Genomic DNA, 21,771 nt, shown 5'->3' on the forward strand with positions numbered 1-21,771 from the left:
CGCCACTCTTTATTTAAGGAATACAAAATGTTGAAACGCAACAATCTGAAATCTGTACTGCTGGCTCTGGCGGCAATCTGTGGGCTGACGACTGCACCTGCACATGCGGCTTTTTTGAGTCTGGACTTGTCTGACACCGACGCCAAAGTGGGGGATGTGGTGACTCTGGACTTGGTTCTGCACAACCCCTTTGACAGCGTAACGGATGGGCTGCTGTATGGCTTTGGCTTCAGTATGGACTTCGATAACCAGGGCCTGAGTCTGGGCCAGGCCACAATGGGCGCTGACTGGGAAGATGTCTCTGCCCTGTATGCCCAGACCGATTTGGCGGGTCTGTCCATGTTTGGCGTACCGGATATGGGCCAGACCAGTCTGTTGCTGGCCAGTTTTGAGTTGACGCTGAACAAGGCCGGCAATTTTGTGCTTGATGTGTTTAGTGACAGCAACCTGCCAGGTGAGCAGGGCCTGTTCTACCTGGACCAAAGTGGCGCACCTGTATCATTGCTGCTGGATGCCAGCACCAGCCTGAATGTCAGTGCGGTGTCTGAACCTGGTGCGCTGGCGCTGTTTACTCTGGGCCTGATGCTGGCCGCACGACGCCGTTTTAACTAAGTTCACAGCGGGCGCTGCGGCGCCCGGATATTGCCGATGAAATATTTATTTAGTGCTGTACTGGCAGTCTTCAGCTTTGTTTGCCACGGGCATCTGAGCGGTTTTACCGACACCGCCATTGAGGTAGCACAGCCTGGCGTGCGCATTCTATATACCTTGCCTGCAGATAATCTGCTGGAGCTCGACCCGCTAACGGCTGGCAGAGAGCAAGCCGATATTCAGCCTCCTGAATATTATCTGCCCTGGGTGAGCCGTGGTTGGCAGGTCGATGCGCGAATGCGTAATTGCACACAAGCTCAGGCACTGTCCCGTGAACTGAAAGAGATACAGGCTTATCAGTTCGAACTGATCTTCCTGTGTCCGCAGGGCGTGGATGCGCTGGATATCCGCTATTTATTGTTTACCGAACAATGGCGCGGGCACCAGAATTTTACCCGTATCTTTATGGCCGATCAGCAACAGCGCATGCGCTTTGCGTTTGATAAGAGCCAACTGAGTATTCCGGTCAGTGACCTGCTTGGTCAGTGGCAAGCCAGTTTGGCTGAAACCTTTTCCGGCCTGGACCCGAATCGCAAATTCAGTCGCCAGGATATGGGCATGGGCGCCGATGGCGGCACAGTGGAAAGTTACAGTCAGTGGCAGGAAGACCCGTATTTTATCTGGATGGGGATGCTGCATATCTGGGAAGGGGCGGATCATTTGCTGTTTATTCTGGCGCTGATGTTAATTCCGGTGACAATCAAGCGTCTGGCCTGGTGGGTGAGCCTGTTTACCCTGGCGCATTCCATTACCCTGGGACTGGCTTACTTCGGACTTTTTAGTGTATCACCCGCAATTACAGAGCCATTGGTGGCGCTGACCGTCGCCGCCATTGGTGTTGAGAGCCTGATACTGCTGCGCCAGGCCCAACCCAACTTACGTTGGCGGGCATGGGTGATCTTTTTGTTCGGACTGATCCATGGTGTCGGCCTGAGTTACCAGCTCAGCGCCACGTCAAACGGTGTGCCGTCATTGGGGCGTTTGCTGTATTTCAATCTTGGCGTAGAACTTGGACAACTGGCGGTGTTGTTGCTGTTAGCTGTACCTTTTATGTTATTACGCAGGGGAGGTTATGCTGCCAGAACCTCCATGGCGTTGTCTGTTGCCCTGACGGGTACCGGCTTGATATGGCTGGTGCAACGTACCTTGTTTTAGGTTAATTCCCCTTTGGTTTGGCGGCCTTCAGGCAGTCAAGCCAACTGCTTCGGTCAAAGTACACCTCATTGCGTTGGATCAGCCCGTCCGTGTTGATCTGAACCAGGCATACGCCCTTAATTTCCAGGAGCTGATAGCCTACCGGAATGCGTGCCAGCCATTTGTTAACAAAGCCCATTTCCATCGGAATGGCTTCCAGTTGCTGCCAGGTCCATTCCGGATTGCGCGCCAGTAATTTAACAAAGTGCGCCATGATGGCCTCCCGCCCTTTTAAGCCCTGCGGCTCAGCCGGATCCAGATAAAACGCATCGCTGGCGTAAAAGCTGATAAGCAGTTCCGGATGATTGCCGGTCCAGGCAGGTAACCAACTGGCGGCGAAAATTCTGGCTTCATCTCTTGTCATCGTTTTTCCCTTCCCGACAGATTGCAAAGCTAACAGACACAGGGCAGGCCACGTTGGCCCTGACATTAGTTATAGCCTGTGGCTGGCCTGGTACAAGGTGGTAAATGTAAATGAATGATAAAAAATAAGTAAAATATATTGTATGCAATATATCGTATGCTATTTTAAATAAGCCAGCAGAGTAGTGGGCACAAATAACTAAAAAGCAATCAGCAACAAACGAGGAAGCAAAGATGAAAGCTCCACTTCTGTGCTGGATGGCGTTAGCCCTGGGGGCAACGAGTCAGGCGCAAGCCGGGCAGGACCATCCGCAAGACCCGGGCCAAAACCCGCTTAGCAGACAATCTGTTCTGACGATAGAACATGGCGTGGATACAGGTGAACAGCATCCGCCCCGACCACCACGCACCTTATCGCCGCTGGAATTTCAGCAGCGCCTGATGCAATCCGAACATCTGCCGGTGCTGAAAAGCAAAAAAGCTGCCAGTCAGGCGCTGGACAAACAATCCGCCAGCCTTAATGCGGTTGTCAGCAGTTGCAGCAGTGCCAGTGAATTACAGGGCCTGACCGGCAGTGCGCTGGTGGATGCGGTAAAACAGGGGCAACTGACCAGTTGCCTGTATGGTTTGTACAATGTGTCCTGGGTTGGCAGCGGCATGTTCAGTGACGCTAATTTACTGAGTATTGTCGGCGCTATTAACGATGTGCTGGCGGGCTACGATGGCAGCACCGCCACTGGCGCTACCGAACTGGAAAAGCTGGTGACTTTCCTGCGTGCCATGCACTGGGCCGAGACGTCTGCCGGCAGTAACCGCCAGTTCCAGGCCGCCTATAAACAACAACTTCAGCAGGCCTTCGACAGCTACTTTGGCGGCGCGCACTTTGTGCAGTTTAACGGCAGTGCATCGCGGGATTTTATGACCCGCTACGAGATGCTGATCCTGGTGAACAGTTCCGGCACCAACCGCTTACCTTATATGGCCAGATTCAGCCAGGCGTTGCTGGGGTATGCCAATACGGTGGATCGCACTGACAACTGGGGAATTGGCTATGAGGAAAGTGGTGTCACGCAACTGCTGACCCATTACTACAACGCCATGCAACAACAGCAGCAGGATTATGCCCAGGTGCTGGCGGCGCATCCGGAAATTATCACCAACCTGCAGAGCTTTGTGATGCAGCAGGGCCTGTGGCTGGTCAGTCATACACGCGAATATCAATGGTCTGACGCGGTATCTGAACTGGGACGCTTCCTGCAAATGGGCGGGCAGATAGCCAATACCGTGCGCCCCAGTATGCAGAGCATTCTGGCCACTTACAGTTATGACGGTGTGGGAGCCAATGGCTGGATTAATGCCCAGGGTATGGTCAGCTTCTACGACAGTGCTAATTGTGACCTGTATGGCAATGCCTGTGATTTTGATTTAGAAGCCGTGGTGCTGTCTGGCAATCATGTGTGTGGCAGTACCCTGAAAGTACGCTTCCAGGAGCCTATCAGCAGCGAAAACCTCGGGCAGATCTGTGCCTCCCTGGCCGGTCAGGAACAACTTTTCCATCAAACCTTTGGCACCAATCCTGCCACCCCGGTGGCCGACGATTTAAACGAAGATCTTGAGGTCGTGATCTTTCAGTCGTCGTCTGATTATCAGAATTATGCCGGTACTTTCTTCGGCATCAACACCGACAACGGCGGTATGTATCTGGAAGGTGATCCGGCTGTTAGCGGCAATCAGGCCCGTTTTATTGCCTTCCAGGCCACCTGGCTGCAACCCGACTTTGTGGTGTGGAATCTGGAGCACGAATACATTCACTATCTGGATGGGCGTTTTAACAAATGGGGCGGTTTTGGTGACCAGCCCGCCAATTCGGTGTGGTGGGGTGAAGGTGTGGCCGAATATCTGTCGCAGCCCAACACCAATCCTAACGCACTGGCCGTAGCGGCGCAGGGCACTTATGACCTGAGCCAGCTGTTTCAGACCACTTACGAGAACGGTGATACCGCCCGAGTGTATTACTGGGGGTATTTGGCTGTGCGCTACATGATGGAAAATCAGCGGGTCGAGATTGACCAGCAACTTCTGCCCAGTATGCGCGCTGCTAAGTATGCAGCAGGCAATGAAGGCTGTTTATTTGACTGGCAGTGGAAAGCCAAGCCCGAGGCGCAGGCCAACGGTTGGTACTGGCTGTACGACGACAGTGAAAATGGCTACACAGGTTCCGGCTACTGGGTGTGGACCTGTGGGCAAAGCGAAGCGGATAACGGTGGCGAACTGCCGGAATTCACCCCTTATGAGGATATCATCAGTGACTGGGGCAGCCGTTTTGATCAACCATTTGACCAGTGGCTGGTCTGCCTGGTAGCCGGTGCCGGTGAGTGTGCAGGCAATACCAACCCTGCCGACCTGGACGGCAACAACAGTATCGACAGCCGTGACGTGCAGTTATTTATGCAGCGTTTACGCAACCCCACCACCCTTGGCGCTGAATTTGATTTTAACGGTGACGGCCGGGTAGATCAGCGGGATATCCGTGCCCTATCCGGTCAGTGTGATTTACCACGCTGCGCCATTGCATCCTGAGGAAGTAAAAGATGAAAGCACTATTGATAACTATATTGCTGGCCTTTAGTTCTGCTGGCCAGGCTGCTTTGTTGACATGGCAAAGCGACCAGAACCCACTGCAGGTCGGGGACAGCCTGAATGTACAACTACGGGTCAGCGACTTTAACGAGTTACTCGGTGGCTTTTCCGGCCAGGTCAGCTATGCGCTGGCCGGGCTGGAACTGACCGGCTGGCAGTTTGGCGACGGTTTTGACGATGGTCTTGGCTCTTTGCAGATGGACGACCACAATGCCCTGGCCGGTACCCTGACGCTGGATGACTATGCGGATCTGTTTGCCGACGCCTTAGTGATAGGGGCCAAACAAGGCACAGATTTTGTGCTGGCCACGCTGAGCTTTCGCGCCATCAGCGCGGGTTTGCACAGCATTGGTCTGGACAGCCTGAGCCTGGTGAGTTTTGATAACCAGGATCTGCTGATGCCGCAGCTCTCTGCCCTGACCATTCAGGTGCAGGACGCTGCCCAAGTACCGGTGCCCGCCACCATACTGTTGCTGGCGAGCGGCCTATTGCTGCTAAGAAGACGCCTGTAAGCACGTTTGGCATGGCCTGCGGGCCATGCCACTTACGGCAGAAACGTGGGGTAGTCGGTGCGCCGGTACGGCACCAATTGATATTGCGGTTGTAAAAAGGCTACCAAGTCGACCAGTTCGCTAACCGTCATCAGATCATTGTAATTACGCATCTTAGAATGCCCCTGGTCATCTGATACCATGGATGGCACATAATGCTGGGCTATCTTGTGGGACGGGTTAATTACCGACGTCACCAGCTCTGCGTAAGTTTTAATCTGGCTGACATTGCCGCCTAATCTTACCGGTGTGGGTAACTGCTTTTCAGTGCTATCGTCCTCGAAGCCTTTTAAGCTGTGGCAGGCCAGACATTGGTACTTTCTGAACACTAATTCCCCTTTGGCTGGATTACCTTCGGGCAGACTGAAGCCTCTTGGTGAGTCAGCGCCCTGACTGCAACTTAGCAGTAGCAACATCAAGCCAGCAGTAAGCAGGAGTTTCATAACAGGATCCCAGGATGCAGTTTGCGGTAATCCTAGCTTAGGTAATCCGGGTTGGTGATATTTTGACCAGGATCAAGTCAGGCTCAGAGATCTTTCCAGGCTTTGTGATGATTGGCATCTTTGCTTAGCACCAGCATTTCGGTGTGCGCCAGCCGGTCCTGCAGGGATTGTTTGTGTTTTACGTCAAACAGCACCAGCAGGGTGCCCAGGCCACCTAACGAACACAGCAAACGCCACAAGGCCCGACCATAGCCCAGTGGTTGCTCGTTGGTGCTGAACAGGCGCAGCCGCCAGGCGCGCATGCCAATCGTTTGGCCGCCGTTGCGCCAGAACCATAAAAAGAAGCCCAAGGTCCACAGCAGCGCCCAGGTAAATATCAGCCGCGACAACCATGGCGAATGGCCGATGGCTTCCATACTGTGCTGATAGCCCTGTTTATCCAATACGCCGTTTTCCAGCAGAATAATCAGCAGTACGGTAATCAGAATACCTGCCACCATAAACACCGCCAGGGCCACCAGACTGTCGTACACAATGGCGGCCAGGCGGCGGAAAAATCCGGCGCGGGGGAATGAGGCGTGTTCGGTCATGGCGGCTTCCGGCTGGTCAAAACAGTGCGGAGTCTACCAGCCTGTGCGCTGCCGGGGTAGTCAATCCTTAAGGGGCCGGTTGATGGCTGAACTGCTGCTGCAGCATATGGGCGCGGCCGGGGTGTTCTACCCTGAAGGTTTCAATGGCACCGCGTTGCTGCATTGTCACAAATAAGGTTCTGCCGTCATCACCGCCAAAGGCGACATTGGTGGGGTGCTGTCCCTTCAGGCGATATTCCCGCAGCAGCTCGCCGGCAGGCGACAACACCGCTACGGTGCCGGCACCATAACGGGCAATATATAAATTGCCCTGGGTGTCACAGCGCATGCCATCCAGACCGTGGTCGTCAAACTGGTGAAACAGGGTTTTGTCTTTGGGCATCCCCTCGGCATCCAGCTTGTAACGCCAGACTTTACGCTGCACTGATTCATTCACATACAAATACTGCTCGTCTGTACTGACTTCCACCCCGTTGGTGGTGCCCATACCTTTTTCCACCAATGTGACCTGCCCCTGTGGACTGATAGCCCAGAGCTGGCCGCTGTTGTCAGCCCAGTTTGGATCGCTGGCATACACAACGTCCGTGGCGCTGATGGCAATATCATTGGGCTGATGCATGGCGGGCTCGTGGGCAAATACACTAACTTGCAGGCTGTGCATATCTACCGCCAGCACGTTGTGATTGACATAATCGGCCACCAGTAATTGCCCGTTGCTGTTAAAACGCAGGCCATTTCCCACCGAATCACCGGGCAGTTTAACCAGTAGCTCGGCCTGGCCTGCTGCGGTTACCTTGCCAATAGTGCCCTGCTCGGCAAAATTCACCGCATACAGCACGCCGTTATTGTCTACCACCGGGCCTTCCACGCCTTTGGTAAATACACCATCAGTGATGTAATCAAGGCTATCAATAGCCTGTTGCTGGGCACAGAGTGAAAAGGGCATCAGGGCCAGGGCAATACGAATAAGTGAATGCATTCAGTCTGGCCCTCCTGCGGCCTGCGGTGTTTCTGTTTAGTCTGTTGGTAAAAATTCTGACCGGATGGTTATCAATTAACCATTCTGGCTTTACTGGATGTTAAATAAAAACATGCCAATCAACAACGAGATAACGCATTGATTTATCGCTACCGCAACAACAAGGCTGGCGCAGGTACAAGCTGCGGCTTAAAAACAGTGCCTGACCGGTTAAGGTCGGGAACAGCAACAATTGCCGCCAAAGAGCCTAAGTGACGGTTTATTAAACAGTTGCAAGGGCAATTATGACAAAATACTTGCATGGCCAAAGCCAGTCGCTATAATGCCTGCCACTCTGACAGCCAAGCCCTTGGTATCATTGTCAGATGTAAGACCTCCCTTAACCGAGAGGCATAATGGTAGACGACGTGCAGGAAGCACTAGTGTCGCGATAGGCAGGAGGCCGGTAGCGACCGCAGCGAGAGTGCAAAGCGCTCTTAAAAGCTGAAAAACCATAATTTGTTTGAAAGACCTCCCTTGCCTGGGTGGCGACAAATTTGCCGGGAGCAAATTTGAACAGCTTTAGCTGGCCTGCACAGCAGGTGAGTCACAGGACGTGACGAATAAATTGGTAGACGCAAGAGTGCAGGGCACTCTCAATGTACCGATAACACTATAATCTGAGTAAATGTCCCCCTTGCCTGGGTGGCGAAATTGGTAGACGCAGCGGATTCAAAATCCGCCGATGGCAACATTGTGTCGGTTCGAGTCCGACCCCAGGCACCATAAGTTCCCTCAGTTTCAAATTGTTAAATCAAACTAAGTGTTCGTGCGTCTTATAGCATGATCCGAGTGCTTCGTTTTAATGCATACTTGCCAGATATCAGGTTCTCTGTTGGCTAATAGAAGTGATAAAAATTCAGTCAAAGAACGGCACATGATACTTGCGCAAAGCGTTGATGTAGTCCTTGAATATTATCTTACCGCCTCCGTGTTCCAGTTCATTCTCCATTTTGGAGATGGCCAACTCAGCCACATCCCGAAATCGTCTGCTCTTGGACAGCGTACCCTGTTCGGCCTTAATCCGGCTCTCCAATATGATGTAATGCGCTTTGGCGATAGCTTTATCTTTGTCCTTCTCTTTTGTGGATTTACAGTACCATTTACCGAAAAGCTGGAATCGGGCATACCAGTACTTGCTGTTGTCTTGGGTGTAAATGTAAAGGTTGTCTTCGATGTCGTGCCGAGCGGTCTGTGTGGTCATTAGTGCTTGCAAAAAAAAGTAACGTGTCTATCAAGCATTCTAACTGACTGATTTTAAACCGCTATCTATTTAGCAGCTTGCACTACGTCTAGTCAGTGTTAATTACTATTAAGATGACTAATCAGTCAGAGCCTAGAAACCTGATGGTGATCAACTGCGAAGTTTGCGGCTGAATGGCAAGCTAACTTCAGAATCGTGATTGTGTATGAACTTGTGTCCACGCTGTTCCAAGCTCGTCTTGTTAACACACATTAACGTGACTAATCAGTCTGAATCTAGAAATCTGGTGGCGATTCAATTCGTACCAAACAGGCTACTTATCAGATACTAATTTTCTAACAGATAACACACCATATACAGCTATCAAAAAATGCAAGATGATACCTATCAGTGTAATAGCAACACCAGGCAAAATCTTTTCAGCGCGCAATCGTGTTTGCGTTTGCGCATCCAGGGCGAACACTGGCTCCATAAGACGAGATTGAGACTCAACTGGTAAATTGCTTAAGGGTTGAACGGAGGTGTTTTTTATTGCCTTGAGAATTTCAAACCACACAGGAAAAAATCGCCCAGAGTCATAGGATTCTGGTTTTGTCGGCAAACACATACCATTCGAATCTTTTTTTAGGTACAAGCCCTGACGGTCAGGATTTACGGCCAAATGGTATACTGACTGAGGCGTACCATCTTCTTTACGAAGAGTCCATTTCGACAATAACGGGCGCACGGTATTACGATCCATACGTGAATAGTCCCAACGAGGTAACCTATAACCAGAAATATAAGAAAGGGCCTCTGTCTTGATATCGACAAAAAAGTGCTGATTTTCATCAAACAAAAATGGTGTTTTAAATAGTGAAAAAATGCCAGGAGTACCAAGATTAGATCGGGTTGCTTTTAAGTAGATACCATTCTCGTATGCCTCTTTTGGAACCACTCTCATCGCCGATTTTGATGCATTCATGAATTTCTTTCTATTTTTTTCAATGATGCCTTCAGGAAAAAACCACATTCCGTAATCGTCTGTGAGAATAATATTTACGTCACGCATCCCATCATTAAAAAACGTGAAATCCGAAACTTCTAAACTATTGTGATAATACGCAGTAAAGTTTGTAGTTTTTGAATTTGAACATTCGGAGAAAAGCTCGAGAGTATGTTTAAACTGATCGTCAAATCCTTGAAGTGATAAAGCCACCCGAGCTTTCTCTCCTATGAGAAATGCAGAATGGTTAGACTCATAATTTTGGAATTTAGCTATTAATTTTATGTCCGTCGGCTTCTCATCAACATTGAACGGCTCCAATACATGAATTTTTTCGCCTGGAGGAGTGATATCTTTCGCATATATATATTGATGGCCCATGTTCTTACCATTGACATAGACTTCTATCTTCAATTTATCCTCTGGCGAAGGCCAACGCACTTGAATGATTGGCTTGAGCTTTATAGATGAGCTAGTTGTTGAATCTATACGAACAAATGGTCTGCCGATTATCATGGGCATATCGCCAATTTGTTGGACTGTTGCATCAGCATGTATCGCAGAGATAGGGGAAGTTACCAATGATGGTACTGAAAGATATGCGTCAATTCCTGTCCAAGCATGCCCAGATGGTGTCGTCCTGGGGTGTGCTTCGACTGTATAAGCTCGTACATTTTTTGTAAGAGTGATGGCTTTAAGCATCGAAATTTCGATACTCTCAATCACCCATCTAGGAAAATGTTGAATCCAAGGCTTCAAATTTGGATTTTCCTCTATTTCAGAAGAAAATGACTGTTCAATAGCTTCAATAAATATATGTGCATTCCCAATGTTTTCTCGGTCCCATGCTCTATTCGCGTAGTTATTGTTTAAATATTGTAATGCGCGATCAACGTAGGGTTGTAAGTCGATCGGTGATAATCCAGCTTTTTTCGCTTGAGCCTTCCATTCTTCAAGTTCGCCATCCCATCTGCTTTTGGAAGTTGGATCAAATGAATACGGATGCGAACCACTTTTTAAATATATTGCATATGGCACGTGTATTGGAACAAGAGTAAGCAAGACACCAATCCCAGTCATTATTGGTAATATGAAGGCTAATGAGTAATTCAGGAACTTGCTTTTAGATCGGAAAAGCCCTTCGCTACGTGACCAGCACCCTCCAGTATTAAGAAACCAGTAGGATGCAGTTGAAAATACAATAACAAGTAGGGTAGCTAACAGTGCAATTGGCCATGGCCAAAAAGTTGGAGAGAAATACAACATAAACTTTTCAATCCACTCTATCATCAGTCTGCAACTCCGGACTCGCGGATTTCAGATAGGACCTCCGAATCCACCATTTTCGTGTCGAAGATAGCAACTTTCCCTCCATGCCCTTCAACGCTTGCTCGAATTTGACCGAGCCGCTTATCCCGAATCAATCGTGTTTCTGCCTGTGTCCATTCCGACCTATCAACAAGCGTTCCGGATTGAATATCTCTGAGAAGCATATTAGCGTTTAGCTCTTCCTCACTTACGACAAGTAGCAAAGAAAAACTGGCACCATTTGCCATCACGCGCTCAGAAAGTTTTTCAATCTGGCTAGTTGATGCTGATAGTGGATCGATGATCACAATAATGTATCTATTTTCTTCATCGTCCGTGATTTCCTTATGATCTAACTGAAATGCCTCACGACTTTCCGCAACCTGTCGATAAAGTTCTGATTCGAGATGGTTTGGATCCGTATCAGGCTCAACATCTAGACTAATGGGACGGGCGCTTGTAGTAGCTAGCTTCACACTACCACTGGCTCGCATGGCCAAAGCAAGTGCAGAAGCTAGCCTACAGGCAAATTCACTTTTCGTAATTTTTTCATTGATAGCAGGGAAGTTTAACGCGCCTGTGCTATCTAAGACGATTAGAGACTCTTTGGATTGATTTAGAGAGCGCAGCTTTACCCTGGGCTTTTTCATGGGGAATCTTTCGGGTGAAACAATGCCGATTAGATCAACCCAAAATACACTAGCCAACGAATCACCTGATATTAGGTTTCTCACACCAAGGGGAACCCCTGCGTGTCTCCCTGTTCCAGGTCTGCCAACATTGGCTCCCCATTCTGTTAAAACTGCCTGTACAGAAAAGCCAACTGCACTGACATCTCTCAGTATCGTTGTGTTATGGCGACGTAGAAATGCCATGATTGATAGCTTTGCACCTTTCCAAGGCCTGACAAAGCCGCTCATCAAAAATAGAACACCTGTTAATACTATTACCGATATTGTCGCAGTACCGGATTTATTGGCTGTGAATGGAATTACACCGTAATACAGTTGGCTAGTTCCACCACTCATCTCTGAAACTTTTCTAAGAAGTCCATACACGCTGTCACCCGCGGCCGGCGGTTGTAAAACGGCTGCAATAGGAGTGCTCAATCCTTGGCTTGTTATAACAATTGGAGAAGGAGAATAACCGGGCACTGACTCTGTACGCCGAACTCTATAGGTAACGAACTGGTTTATCGGATCATAGCCAACGGGGGCGGCTATATGTCCGCGTGAAATTTTAGGCTCTTCCCATGCTTTAGCTTCATCAGCGCTCACCATAATGTCCAACGAATTATGATCTTTACTCTCTATTGCGCTGATATGCCCGGCGGAGGTATTTGAAATATCAGCAGCAGATATCCTCATGATATCCAGCAAAGACTGCAAGCCCCATCCATCTGTATGTGTACTATAACGATACAGCTCCTCGTTATCCACTTGAATACTCTCACCAGGAAGAAAGCAGCTATCCGACATCCAAGGTTTAGAGTTCGAAGATGTTGGCTCTGGTGGAGTAAGCCCGATATGCGCATCACGTTCGATAAAATCCCGCGCAAATGGCGAATAACCGTATGTATGGATGCGGCTTTTTCCAAATTCGTGTTCTGTATAAATAACGTCAGTATCACCGTTAGAAACGACTGTCGTTAATGCTGAATCTAAAAAAACATCCGTGGGTAGTAGAGGCGTAAATCTTTCAGGCCCTGACCTTTTACCACCTTTACGTATAACACCGCAGTAATTACCGTTGTTATCTCGAACACAATCTGCCTCTGAATCAAAACTTCGACCAAAACCGGCCCTCTGCATGTCAGAAGCTTTGTAGGTCAATCGTGACTGAATATCACCGGCGTTAAAATTTGCCTTAATCACCGAATCCCCACCGATTGCCTGCAGGGCTTGAAAAGGGCCCTCTGCGCCACGAGGATAATGTTGTTTCATGAAAAGTTTAACTTGCTCTTTAGAGACATACTCTTCATTTTCAGGAAGTGGCACGACAATTACTCGTGCGCCGCTTTCAAAGAAGGCCTTCAACGCCTCCTTATCTACAGTGCTGAGTTCTGGTTGATATACATCTGCCGCAAACAGCACTACGATCGTGTTGGGCCGCTTGGTTTTTGACCACGCATCCTTTCCGCCGCGTACATTTACAAATCTCGTAAGCTGGAGTAATGCAATACTGTCTAAATATGGATCCAATTTAAACTGATTGAAATCACCACCTGTGGAAGTTTTATTGTATAAGTCTGATTTCTGTGGCCCTGAAATGTCAACTCTTGCCAATACGGGGGAAGTATCGTCGTAAGCATATGAGAAAGTAGCCCTTGGTACTAAAAATTCTAAATCATCCCCTCCTACAATAGTTCCTCTGTCTGTATCGCTGGAGCCTGGATATTCACATTTTAGATATTTCTCGTTATCTTTTAATAATGAATAAATAATTTCCCGCTGCTGTGATATACCATTAGGATAAGCCTGCGCCAGAATTGACCTGTCAAAGATGACCTGTATTTTCATCTCTTGATGTGTGGTAAGAGCGAAGGATTTGCCAGGTGCCGGTTTTGAACCATTCACCCAAGTGGGCAATATATCACTCGCGACAGGCGGTCCGATAATTGCTATTACCTTACCATTGTTTATTAGGTAGCTTTCGAATTTTTGCTTCTGATCGATCCAAACCAAATCTTCTGTACTAGGCTCAATGATTACAACGGAATCTGCTTCAGACAAACACCGACGATCGAGGGTTTCTGAACCACTTCGCAGAGTTGAAATAGTGTAAATGCACTTCTTTTCTTCTAGCTGGTTTGCTAAATTTCTCAAAAATATGGCGTATAAATCATACTTTCCTAGAAAACTATCTCTATTGATTTCTTGAATAAGATTTATTGATGGACTTGGTGTAGTTAGCCCTTTCCACCAAGTTTCCCTAGAGAGACGTCCTTCATTTTCCCCAATAAGAAAAATAACGGGCTTTGTTGATTTTTGCTCAAGATATACAGAGGCGCTAGGAAAGTCGATTTGCCTATCCTTAGTAATCGACGCTTTACTTTCAAGTTGAATCCATCCATTACAAGCGAGTCGCCAGACACCAATATTGGTAAGGTAAGATGGTGAAGCACTATAGATAACACTATTATTACTTCCTTCCCATGATAGAAATGGAAAACTCTCATTGTAGAAAACGTGTTCTTTGCTTTCGGAAATCTCATTACAGCCAGGGCCAACTAACTCTCGGAAAGTTGTTGTAACCTTTGGCTGAGATATGTTTTCAGTACGGCTTAACTCGATGTTGCTCAGCTGTAGGTGTAGAGTTTGTTTATTAAAAAGCAGGGAGCCTGATACATCGTTGACCCATTTCAATTCACTTGTAGTGACATAATCGTTTTTAATTGAACGATTTAATATATGGAGGGGGACATGTAGTGAAAGTAATTTTTTTACCAGCATCAGATCGAGCGATTTTGAGATGGCCTCGCTATTTTCATTGGTCGCTATGTCACTAATATTTTGGGTAAGCTGGCTCTGATTTTCAAGAATTAGAATTGCTACCGATACAGTAGCCCAGTGTTTAAAACGCTTATTCTCCCGAGCAAAGTCAATTCCACAAATAATATTATTTACTAAGTTTGACGCGGAATCCTCACAATCTTCGCTTGTCGCAATGCCAACTCTATCTGGCCATACCGTATTTACGTCACTTCGGTAATCAATGCTTGAGAAGGGGTGCTGGGCTTCAGAGAATGCCGAGCATTGCTTATTGTTATCCGATGTAAACGTAACAAGGGATATGCTCGAGATATTTGAGAATTTCTTCAGCTCATTTTCAACGGTTAGTAATGATGTGGTGTTGCAGTCAAAAATGGCGATCAGATGCCTTGGCAATTCTATCGCTTTTGCACCGGAGTCTAGATAAAGCAGCCCCCCAGTCATTAAAGCTAACGCAATTGATCCACTCAATAGTCGATTCCGGCGAGGCCGAAAAAGACTTATCACTATACCGAAGCAAGCAACTGCCGCGATACAAACCAATAGCACGTTAATATTCATCGCACACTATCACCCATTCTATGGCTTCAATGGGTATTTGGAATCAATGAGGTGCTTGAATCGTTTAGTCCCTTGCCCGAGCCTTTTACTATAAATTATGTTGCTAAGAATGTGCAGGGCCTGAGCGACAGATTGCTGATCACTCAACAAAACCAACAATCGTTGGCTCATTGAATGAAGCAGACGTTCAGGATCATCGATTTCAACGTGGTGCCATAGGATGTCGAGTTCATCACCAAGGCTCCTTATGAAGCCATGATCACTTTTGCATATATCCTTAAAGTCTTCTTTCAATTTTTCTGCATTTAAGCCCGCTTGAACAACACTTAATGATTCCAAGTATCGGTCAAGCGGTTCACTCCTTGCTACTGGGAACTTTTCAACACAACTCTTAAAGTTCTCTGATATTTCCAGTTTCACCCAAGAATCCGATTTTTGGCTGTCACTTTCTCCACAACGCTCCCCGATCCATTGGGCAAAATTTCGATCGCCTACAGAGCGAAAAATTTCCGTTTGTCCAGATGGTTCAATGATTTTTGCTGACTGTAATATATTAGATAGATCACAAGATGCGTTGGCCGGAGAATATCGATCAAAGCATTCAGACCATCGCTCAAGATCCTTATCGCCACTAAGACCGCATGAAAGCAATTTATTGCGAACGATGCTTACTAAATTATCGGGCACCTGATCTTCCACTAGTAGATCCGTGCGACAAATTGGCTTTACAAACCCCTTTAGGTGAGATTCATCATCAATATTACGCCTAAGCCCCACTATAGTATTGTATGTTTCAGGGTGAGTGAGTATCTCATGGGCGATTTGCCGTATAGCATTTTCTTTTCGTGCCAATTTACCAGGGTTAGTAGCTTGAGCGAATGCATCTTGAATTTTGTGTCCAAGTGTTCGCACTGATACTCTGTCAAAATGTATCGGCTTAACCTTAACCCGCTCATTAAAACGATAACCAAGTTCTACACTTTCTCTCTTTGCTTCAGCATAAGCGGCGCTGTACCAATCTCCTAATGCTCGACCATCAGGACCAAAATTGCACAACTCGGAAATCGTTGCCATTGCATTTTGCAATACACCAGGGCTTCCTTCTCGCTTTGCTTTCTTCAATGTTTCAGAAAGCAAGTCTCGCGTATTTCCAGATAAATATTCGAGACCAGGTTTATCTGCATTCGGATCGCCCCAGCAACAGAGGGTAACAAGCGCTGCGCGCCTCAGCAATGACCAATCTTGATCCTCATCCCCTACCTGTTCTCTTAAGATAACATCAGATAACACATCAAGGCTTGGGCTTCTAAGTCTGAACGACTGACCAATACGTGCTGCTAGCGGGGGGCTCAATGTTCTTGCAGATGCGTCGTAGCCGGGAGGATTCATCGTCATACAAACGACAACATCCATTTGGTAAAGGTTCTCGCCAATGGCAACCTGACCTTCTTCAAGAAGGAGAAGGAGACTGTCCAAGATGCCGTCAGAGAACCGGTTAATCTCATCCAGGAACAAGACAAACGGCTTTTTATCTGCATAATCTAGCTCAAGCGGTTTTATTGTGGCTTTATTACTGGGCGCCGTGTGTTTTGGGCGTCCTTTGTCATCGCGGTTTACCCTTCTAAGCAAAGGGGCTCCTTTCCTATCCGGAAGCACATTTCCACCGGTGTCTTTATCTGTTATGAGAATGATGTCGTCTTCAATAAGCGCATCTCGAGACATTTCTTTATTCCCCTGGACCTTCGTCCATGCACCCTCAACGATGATATTGTTGCGTTCCGCCCTCTTTATCGCTTCACCAATACAATAACTTTTGCCACATCCCCTGGGGCCGTACAACACGACATGCTGCCTACGTTCAATAGCTGCCATTACCGTTTGAATTAGTTGGTCACCTGTTTCATAGAACCGCCCAGCATCACGCTCATGAGGTTCAGGTAACAACTCAGGCTTGAACGTCAGCCATTCGATTAAATCTCTGCCAGCTTCTCGGGCAATGCTGCGCATTCGATTTACGATTTCCTTATTCATCGGTCAGTAACACCTTTAACAAGTTCGACATATTTATCTAGCGTGGGTGCATCATCAACGCGCTCATTGAGACAATTTATTATTGCTTCGCTTGTTGAAACGGGGAGAGTCATCCCTTCTGGGAAAGTCACACCCTCTATAAGCTTATTGCACGTATCATTGACCCAAGCGTTCAGTTTTGAGTTGGCGTCTTTTGTTGATGGATTGTTTTTATCTAAAAAATTATCGATGGAATTTAATATGTCATTCGCATCTTCTTCAGAAAGACCTCCATCTTGTATTTGATTCATTAGGGCTGCAATCATAGCTTTTCGCAGCTCATATGCTTGGTTTATATCCAGATTGGTAAATTGCGCTTTTAATTGTTGGACAACGCCTGCTTTGTCAAAACTAGTGGTCGAGGTGCTTTTTACAATTTTATGAACTGTTGTTGTTTTCGATCCGAATGCACCACCAATTCCACCTCCTAAACGCCTAAATATTTCCTCGATTAGGCTTGGGCTATCTCGGTAAACTCTACGGTAATTTTCGGTCGTTGTCGTAGCATCTTCGCCTCTACCCGACGCCACTATTTTTCCAATATCTTCACCTGTGGCTTTGTCATTTTCACTTTGATTACTGATCTTATCCTCTGAAAATTGGTCTTCAGTTTCCGGTGGTGAGATATAGTCTTTTTTTGCGGTATCTTGTTCTGGGTTGCTTTCTAGCGCTTTGTTTTCTTTATTTCCTTGCGCAAGGGGCGCCTCGTCTTCTTGAGCCTTCTTGATGTTTTGAACACGCCATTTTTCGTCTGCTTCTTGTAATCGCTGTCTAGCTGATTCTGACACCTTGCAACCAGGATTTAGTCGTTCCAAACCTTCTATGTCATTTGTTGGTTTACCCCTTCCTAAATGACTTTCCCTTCCTATTATCAATTCAGCCATGTTGTCAAAATTACCACAGGGGATCGGGTTCGAGTTCGTCGGGTCGACAATAATGACTGGTTCTTCAGGAATGCGAAGTACAATACCGATACTAAAAGTAAACGGAATGAAAATAATTAAAGGTATCCGTAAATAAGGCTGCAAAAAAAGTTTGTTCAATTTTTTTTGACCGTATTTCTTTGCGAATCGGTAACCTAGCCAGAAACACCCTATAAAAATAAGAAGGTAGATGATAATTTTGAACTGGCCTTCTAGCGCATCAAATAGCGGTAAGAGCTTGAGTGGTGCCCATATGACGACAAAGAGAAAAACGCTAAGCAGAATTCCATCACGATTAATCTTATGCATAGCTAACCCGCCTGCGATAAGCTTTGCATACAAGCTGCCGCTTCCGGATAATTTCGGTAGATTGCCTTAGCAGTCTTCTCAATGGTAGCAATCCTTTTGTTGCCTGGAAGAAGGTCTAGTGTATTTTTAATTTCTTGGCATGAGAGACTCTCTCCACGCGTTAATTTCTCAAGCAAATCAACTCCATCTGTACCTAGCTCCTTAGTAAGCGCTTCCTTTGCCTTGTCCTTTAAATAATCTCCTGCCCGATCACGATTAGTGTATATATCCACTAGTTCCTTGTAGATATCGGAGGAACTCGAACCAAGTCGTTTATCTAAAAATTGCTTTTGCTCAGTAGTAAGCGGCTTTCCCGCTGACATCGATTCAAACACCGAGGCCGCTGTTTTAATATCTTCCACAGATGTTTCGGTCCCCAATAATCCGCTTGCGAATTGGGCAGCCATAACTGCACACAATCCACCAGATGCCGCAGTGCAAGCGGCGGCTAGGGCGGCCATCGCCGCAGCGTGTTGTGCTGGGTCATTACTATCATCTGAATCTTTGGCTGTATTTCCTACACCTACTTCTTTCATAACTTCATCAACAACATCTGATTTAACTTCTGGAAGATTTTCAATATAGGATTCTGCAAGTTCCGTTTTATTTCGTTGATTCTCTAGTTCTATTTTCAGGCGGGCCGCTTCTTCACGTGCCTCATCTAACTTAGCTTTTGTTTCTTTGATTGCATCTTCATTTTTAGACTTGAGTGCTTCAGCATAAGCATTGAATCGCTTGTCGAGTTCCTGGTTTAGCCCTTTAATTAGCGCGTCTTGTGACGCCGCAATCAACTGATCTACCTGTGCAAGCTGCACTTTGTATTCATAAGTGGCCCTTTCACCGGCTGACTTTGCCATAGCACTTTCATACTTGGCGTTGGTCAATTCAAGCTGCAACTTGAGAGTTTTAATTTCTTGCTCATGACTCAAGCATGGCTCATCAGATTTACAGCTACTGAGCAGAGCAATAGATGCACTTAATAGTAGAATTGGTGCTCGTTTCATAGCTCACCTCCTAATACGGTTAATTTTCTTTTACATATTTACGTTTTACTTCATACCAAAGTTGGAATTCCGTTGTTTTAATAGAGCGTAACAATGTCACTTCAGACTTAGCACTACCATCGCCAGGTATGCTGCTAGGCCTTTTGATACTTCCACCTCCGACAATGCATAGCCGAGCAGGGTAGTTAACAATTAGCTTTTGATTTAGTGTTGTTTGGGGTTTTAGTACGGGGTCTTGAGCCGTACATTTGGCGCCATCTGGTAAACCTTGCAGTCCAATTTTTATATTCCAGCCATTGCTCGGTTTTTTAAGATGCTTATCCTCTGGATAGCTATGGTGGTAAGTTTTTTTACATTTCCGCTTGCTAAATAAGCCCCCACCTTTACACTTTTTCCCAGCGTATTTTTCCCAGTGCTGTGTCCACACCACGATTTCAATCGGTGTGTCATGGCTGACTGTCACCGTTACCTCATCTCCTGGCTGAAAAATAGGTAGCGAATTTTGACCTTGTGGACTCAACATAGCTGAATATACGAACCCATCTCTGCTTTCGTTTCCCTCGGCCTTTACTTCCAAATAACCTGCCTTTGATATCTGCGAATAAGCGGGTTTTGAAAGGATCAATAGAAGAGCAGCAATTAGAGTTAAAGTACTATTCACAATTAACATCGCTCGATTCTTCATTTGAGTCCTCCCACGAATCATCTAACGATTCAATACTTACAGTGAACTTTTCAACTGGCGTCCAGGACTTTTCATCAATAGCCTTGAGAATGATTTTCTGGTTGCCATCTGGAGCAGGTAGCATTACCGTGCCTATGCCACATATTGTTGCAGGCGCATTCGTATTGTTGTTGAGGGAACCCTTAGGAGCACTATCAGACCAGTCGCAAACTCGGCCAACCTCGAGCAAGCCCCAAGATATATTTATCATTCCCTCGGTTAATTCTATATCCTTACTAATAGCGTCCTTAATGTTGTTTTCCAGCTGAGTAGTGGTAAAAATGGTGCCCACGATTAATGAATTAAATTTTGCAGTAACAGTGGCCTTCCATTGAGTTGGTATCAACTTCTCCCCACTTTTTGCTTTAAAGAGGATTCGATTTTTCTCAATATCTAATTTTGCTTCCAGGTACATGGGAAATTCTGTTGCCAAGCATTCCCATTCGATTTCATCGGAGGCGTTAGAAATAGAAGGCGCCATTATCAAAATGGCCAATAACTGTAAACTAACTAAGCTGCGCGTAATTTTCACCATACATTTTATGGAGTAAAGGCCGAGTAATGTTATCATCTTTATATACCTAATTATTTTTCTCGATCCACATCAGCAAATATTTTCCGCCCCAATCTTTTAACTCGTAATCATTCGTAATATTCACACTTGCGGAGTACTTTTTGTCTCCAGAGGTGATTTCCTCGCTGCACATGTTAAACTGTTTCTGATTCGATTTTACTGCCGAATTAAGAACCAAAAATGCTTTGTCCATATTGGCTATCGATTTATTGGTTGGGACAGCTTCAGTCAACCCCAGAAGGGTAACTATGTGCCCACTTGCATAAGAATCGCCATTTAACTTTTGAACCGAAGTCATGATCGGCTTTTTGACGAGGACAGCGGCAATAGGCGCGCCGAAAATATCTGAGGAAGTAATACCTGTGATGTCTGAGATTTTTTGGTAATACTCAGTTGGTGAAGAGGGGTAATATAACGTTAGTTTAAGGTTATTGGATGAAACCCTTTTAACAGCCTCAACCCACGTAGCATGGAGATATGGATTTATCTTTTTTCCTTTTGAATTCTTCGAATTGTGTTCTTGTACGACTGAATTAATTTCCTTTCTAACTATAACCTCAAGCTCTCTGAGCTGTTTGGGTGTTTCTATTGCCTGATACCAAAGACCTGAGTACGCTAGTGCATAGGCTATAGAATAAGACTGGCAGGTATTGGATGTTGATTGAGGTGATGGATCGAGTATAAGCTCGCTTATAGCTAGTGAATTAGCAGAAAGTAAGCAGGTCAATACCCCTAACAGTAGCTTTCTCATTAATCCTCCTTGAATTTAGCTAAACTTGCGCGAATGTGTTTGCTCAAAAAATAGCCTATCACAGGTTGTCATTAATGCAATTGAAAGTAATGAATCGCCGCTCATGAAAGAGGCTAGTCATGCAAAGAATTTGAAAATTTTCTTTTCTTCCTTTTAACCTATTGATCTGCAATAGCTTAAATAGGCGCTAACTTTTCAAAATCCGCCGATGGCAACATTGTGTCGGTTCGAGTCCGACCCCAGGCACCATATCTTATTAAGCTGTAGAGCTATAGATGTTTTATCAATACATCTGATCTCCTTGATTGGTGACGGTAATCGCTTCTTGCCCGAGTATAATTTAAAGCTCAGCCTGGCATGCGTGATTAGCACTACCGC

The 21,771-nt window shown here is 46.4% G+C and carries 17 protein-coding genes and 1 tRNA gene; 5 read left to right on the top strand and 13 right to left on the bottom strand.

The features are described 5' to 3' along the window. Nucleotides 1-27: 27 nt before the first annotated feature. Nucleotides 28-612: a hypothetical protein gene (locus ABD028_RS22135; protein ID WP_343847514.1), complete on the top strand. Its 585-nt coding sequence runs from the start codon at nt 28-30 to the stop codon at nt 610-612. A 36-nt stretch (nt 613-648) separates the two neighbouring features. Continuing rightward, a complete protein-coding gene (locus ABD028_RS22140; RefSeq protein ID WP_343847515.1) occupies nt 649-1,806 on the top strand; it encodes a HupE/UreJ family protein in 1,158 nt (385 codons plus the stop codon). A gap of 1 nt (nt 1,807) precedes the next feature. Here the strand turns inward: ABD028_RS22140 and ABD028_RS22145 are convergent, their stop codons facing one another. Then, entirely contained in the window at nt 1,808-2,209 is a 402-nt protein-coding gene (locus ABD028_RS22145; protein ID WP_102794388.1) for a nuclear transport factor 2 family protein, read from the bottom strand. Between the two features lie 233 nt (nt 2,210-2,442). Here ABD028_RS22145 and ABD028_RS22150 point away from each other — a divergent pair, with 233 nt between their 5' ends. Together ABD028_RS22150 and ABD028_RS22155 are read left to right on the top strand one after the other, a co-directional pair. Then, nucleotides 2,443-4,788, top strand: coding sequence for a collagenase (locus tag ABD028_RS22150; RefSeq protein WP_343847516.1), 2,346 nt, complete (start codon nt 2,443-2,445; stop codon nt 4,786-4,788). An 11-nt stretch (nt 4,789-4,799) separates the two neighbouring features. Further along, nucleotides 4,800-5,360 (top strand): PEP-CTERM sorting domain-containing protein, encoded by a 561-nt coding sequence (locus ABD028_RS22155; protein ID WP_343847517.1) that lies wholly within the window; start codon nt 4,800-4,802, stop codon nt 5,358-5,360. Between the two features lie 32 nt (nt 5,361-5,392). On the opposite strand, the gene ABD028_RS22160 is transcribed toward ABD028_RS22155, so the two are convergent. The 3 genes from ABD028_RS22160 to ABD028_RS22170 form a co-directional block, all read right to left on the bottom strand. Beyond that, entirely contained in the window at nt 5,393-5,842 is a 450-nt protein-coding gene (locus ABD028_RS22160; RefSeq protein WP_343847518.1) for a c-type cytochrome, read from the bottom strand. 83 nt (nt 5,843-5,925) lie between these two features. After that, the gene (locus tag ABD028_RS22165) at nt 5,926-6,432 is read right to left on the bottom strand and encodes an RDD family protein (protein WP_343847519.1); all 507 of its coding nucleotides are present in this window, start codon (nt 6,430-6,432) and stop codon (nt 5,926-5,928) included. Between the two features lie 67 nt (nt 6,433-6,499). Further along, entirely contained in the window at nt 6,500-7,411 is a 912-nt protein-coding gene (locus ABD028_RS22170; protein ID WP_343847520.1) for an SMP-30/gluconolactonase/LRE family protein, read from the bottom strand. Between the two features lie 678 nt (nt 7,412-8,089). Here ABD028_RS22170 and ABD028_RS22175 point away from each other — a divergent pair. Then, nucleotides 8,090-8,176, top strand: a tRNA-Leu gene (locus ABD028_RS22175). A 133-nt stretch (nt 8,177-8,309) separates the two neighbouring features. Here ABD028_RS22175 and ABD028_RS22180 read toward each other — a convergent pair. The 9 genes from ABD028_RS22180 to ABD028_RS22220 all read right to left on the bottom strand — a co-directional run bounded on the left by ABD028_RS22180 (nt 8,310) and on the right by ABD028_RS22220 (nt 21,393). After that, nucleotides 8,310-8,654 (bottom strand): hypothetical protein, encoded by a 345-nt coding sequence (locus tag ABD028_RS22180; RefSeq protein WP_343847521.1) that lies wholly within the window; start codon nt 8,652-8,654, stop codon nt 8,310-8,312. Between the two features lie 313 nt (nt 8,655-8,967). After that, nucleotides 8,968-10,929 (bottom strand): hypothetical protein, encoded by a 1,962-nt coding sequence (locus tag ABD028_RS22185; protein ID WP_343847522.1) that lies wholly within the window; start codon nt 10,927-10,929, stop codon nt 8,968-8,970. Next, the gene (locus ABD028_RS22190) at nt 10,929-14,909 is read right to left on the bottom strand and encodes a hypothetical protein (protein WP_343847523.1); all 3,981 of its coding nucleotides are present in this window, start codon (nt 14,907-14,909) and stop codon (nt 10,929-10,931) included. The genes ABD028_RS22185 and ABD028_RS22190 overlap by 1 nt, the downstream gene beginning before the upstream one ends. Nucleotides 14,910-15,017: 108 nt before the next feature. Continuing rightward, nucleotides 15,018-17,030, bottom strand: coding sequence for an ATP-binding protein (locus ABD028_RS22195; RefSeq protein ID WP_343847524.1), 2,013 nt, complete (start codon nt 17,028-17,030; stop codon nt 15,018-15,020). Beyond that, nucleotides 17,027-18,301: an MraY family glycosyltransferase gene (locus ABD028_RS22200; protein ID WP_343847525.1), complete on the bottom strand. Its 1,275-nt coding sequence runs from the start codon at nt 18,299-18,301 to the stop codon at nt 17,027-17,029. The genes ABD028_RS22195 and ABD028_RS22200 overlap by 4 nt, the downstream gene beginning before the upstream one ends. Nucleotides 18,302-18,303: 2 nt before the next feature. After that, a complete protein-coding gene (locus ABD028_RS22205) occupies nt 18,304-19,344 on the bottom strand; it encodes a hypothetical protein (protein ID WP_343847526.1) in 1,041 nt (346 codons plus the stop codon). A gap of 19 nt (nt 19,345-19,363) precedes the next feature. Beyond that, complete coding sequence (locus ABD028_RS22210) at nt 19,364-20,029, bottom strand: hypothetical protein (protein ID WP_343847527.1); 666 nt, start codon at nt 20,027-20,029, stop codon at nt 19,364-19,366. Further along, nucleotides 19,998-20,639 carry a hypothetical protein gene (locus ABD028_RS22215; protein ID WP_343847528.1) on the bottom strand — a complete coding sequence of 214 codons (642 nt, stop codon included), beginning with the start codon at nt 20,637-20,639 and terminating at the stop codon, nt 19,998-20,000. The genes ABD028_RS22210 and ABD028_RS22215 overlap by 32 nt, the downstream gene beginning before the upstream one ends. Nucleotides 20,640-20,649: 10 nt before the next feature. Beyond that, complete coding sequence (locus ABD028_RS22220; protein ID WP_343847529.1) at nt 20,650-21,393, bottom strand: hypothetical protein; 744 nt, start codon at nt 21,391-21,393, stop codon at nt 20,650-20,652. Nucleotides 21,394-21,771: the final 378 nt, after the last annotated feature.

The organism is Bowmanella denitrificans, assembly GCF_039522935.1.
GTDB classification, from domain to species: domain Bacteria; phylum Pseudomonadota; class Gammaproteobacteria; order Enterobacterales; family Alteromonadaceae; genus Bowmanella; species Bowmanella denitrificans.

Coding starts and splice junctions, on each gene's coding strand:
- ABD028_RS22195 (WP_343847524.1), bottom strand. CDS start 17,030: ATGAATAAGGAAATCGTAAATCGAATGCGCAGCATTGCCCGAGAAGCT.
- ABD028_RS22185 (WP_343847522.1), bottom strand. CDS start 10,929: ATGATAGAGTGGATTGAAAAGTTTATGTTGTATTTCTCTCCAACTTTT.
- ABD028_RS22200 (WP_343847525.1), bottom strand. CDS start 18,301: ATGCATAAGATTAATCGTGATGGAATTCTGCTTAGCGTTTTTCTCTTT.
- ABD028_RS22135 (WP_343847514.1), top strand. CDS start 28: ATGTTGAAACGCAACAATCTGAAATCTGTACTGCTGGCTCTGGCGGCA.
- ABD028_RS22145 (WP_102794388.1), bottom strand. CDS start 2,209: ATGACAAGAGATGAAGCCAGAATTTTCGCCGCCAGTTGGTTACCTGCC.
- ABD028_RS22180 (WP_343847521.1), bottom strand. CDS start 8,654: ATGACCACACAGACCGCTCGGCACGACATCGAAGACAACCTTTACATT.
- ABD028_RS22205 (WP_343847526.1), bottom strand. CDS start 19,344: ATGAAACGAGCACCAATTCTACTATTAAGTGCATCTATTGCTCTGCTC.
- ABD028_RS22220 (WP_343847529.1), bottom strand. CDS start 21,393: ATGAGAAAGCTACTGTTAGGGGTATTGACCTGCTTACTTTCTGCTAAT.
- ABD028_RS22165 (WP_343847519.1), bottom strand. CDS start 6,432: ATGACCGAACACGCCTCATTCCCCCGCGCCGGATTTTTCCGCCGCCTG.
- ABD028_RS22215 (WP_343847528.1), bottom strand. CDS start 20,639: ATGATAACATTACTCGGCCTTTACTCCATAAAATGTATGGTGAAAATT.
- ABD028_RS22140 (WP_343847515.1), top strand. CDS start 649: ATGAAATATTTATTTAGTGCTGTACTGGCAGTCTTCAGCTTTGTTTGC.
- ABD028_RS22155 (WP_343847517.1), top strand. CDS start 4,800: ATGAAAGCACTATTGATAACTATATTGCTGGCCTTTAGTTCTGCTGGC.
- ABD028_RS22160 (WP_343847518.1), bottom strand. CDS start 5,842: ATGAAACTCCTGCTTACTGCTGGCTTGATGTTGCTACTGCTAAGTTGC.
- ABD028_RS22210 (WP_343847527.1), bottom strand. CDS start 20,029: ATGAAGAATCGAGCGATGTTAATTGTGAATAGTACTTTAACTCTAATT.
- ABD028_RS22150 (WP_343847516.1), top strand. CDS start 2,443: ATGAAAGCTCCACTTCTGTGCTGGATGGCGTTAGCCCTGGGGGCAACG.
- ABD028_RS22170 (WP_343847520.1), bottom strand. CDS start 7,411: ATGCATTCACTTATTCGTATTGCCCTGGCCCTGATGCCCTTTTCACTC.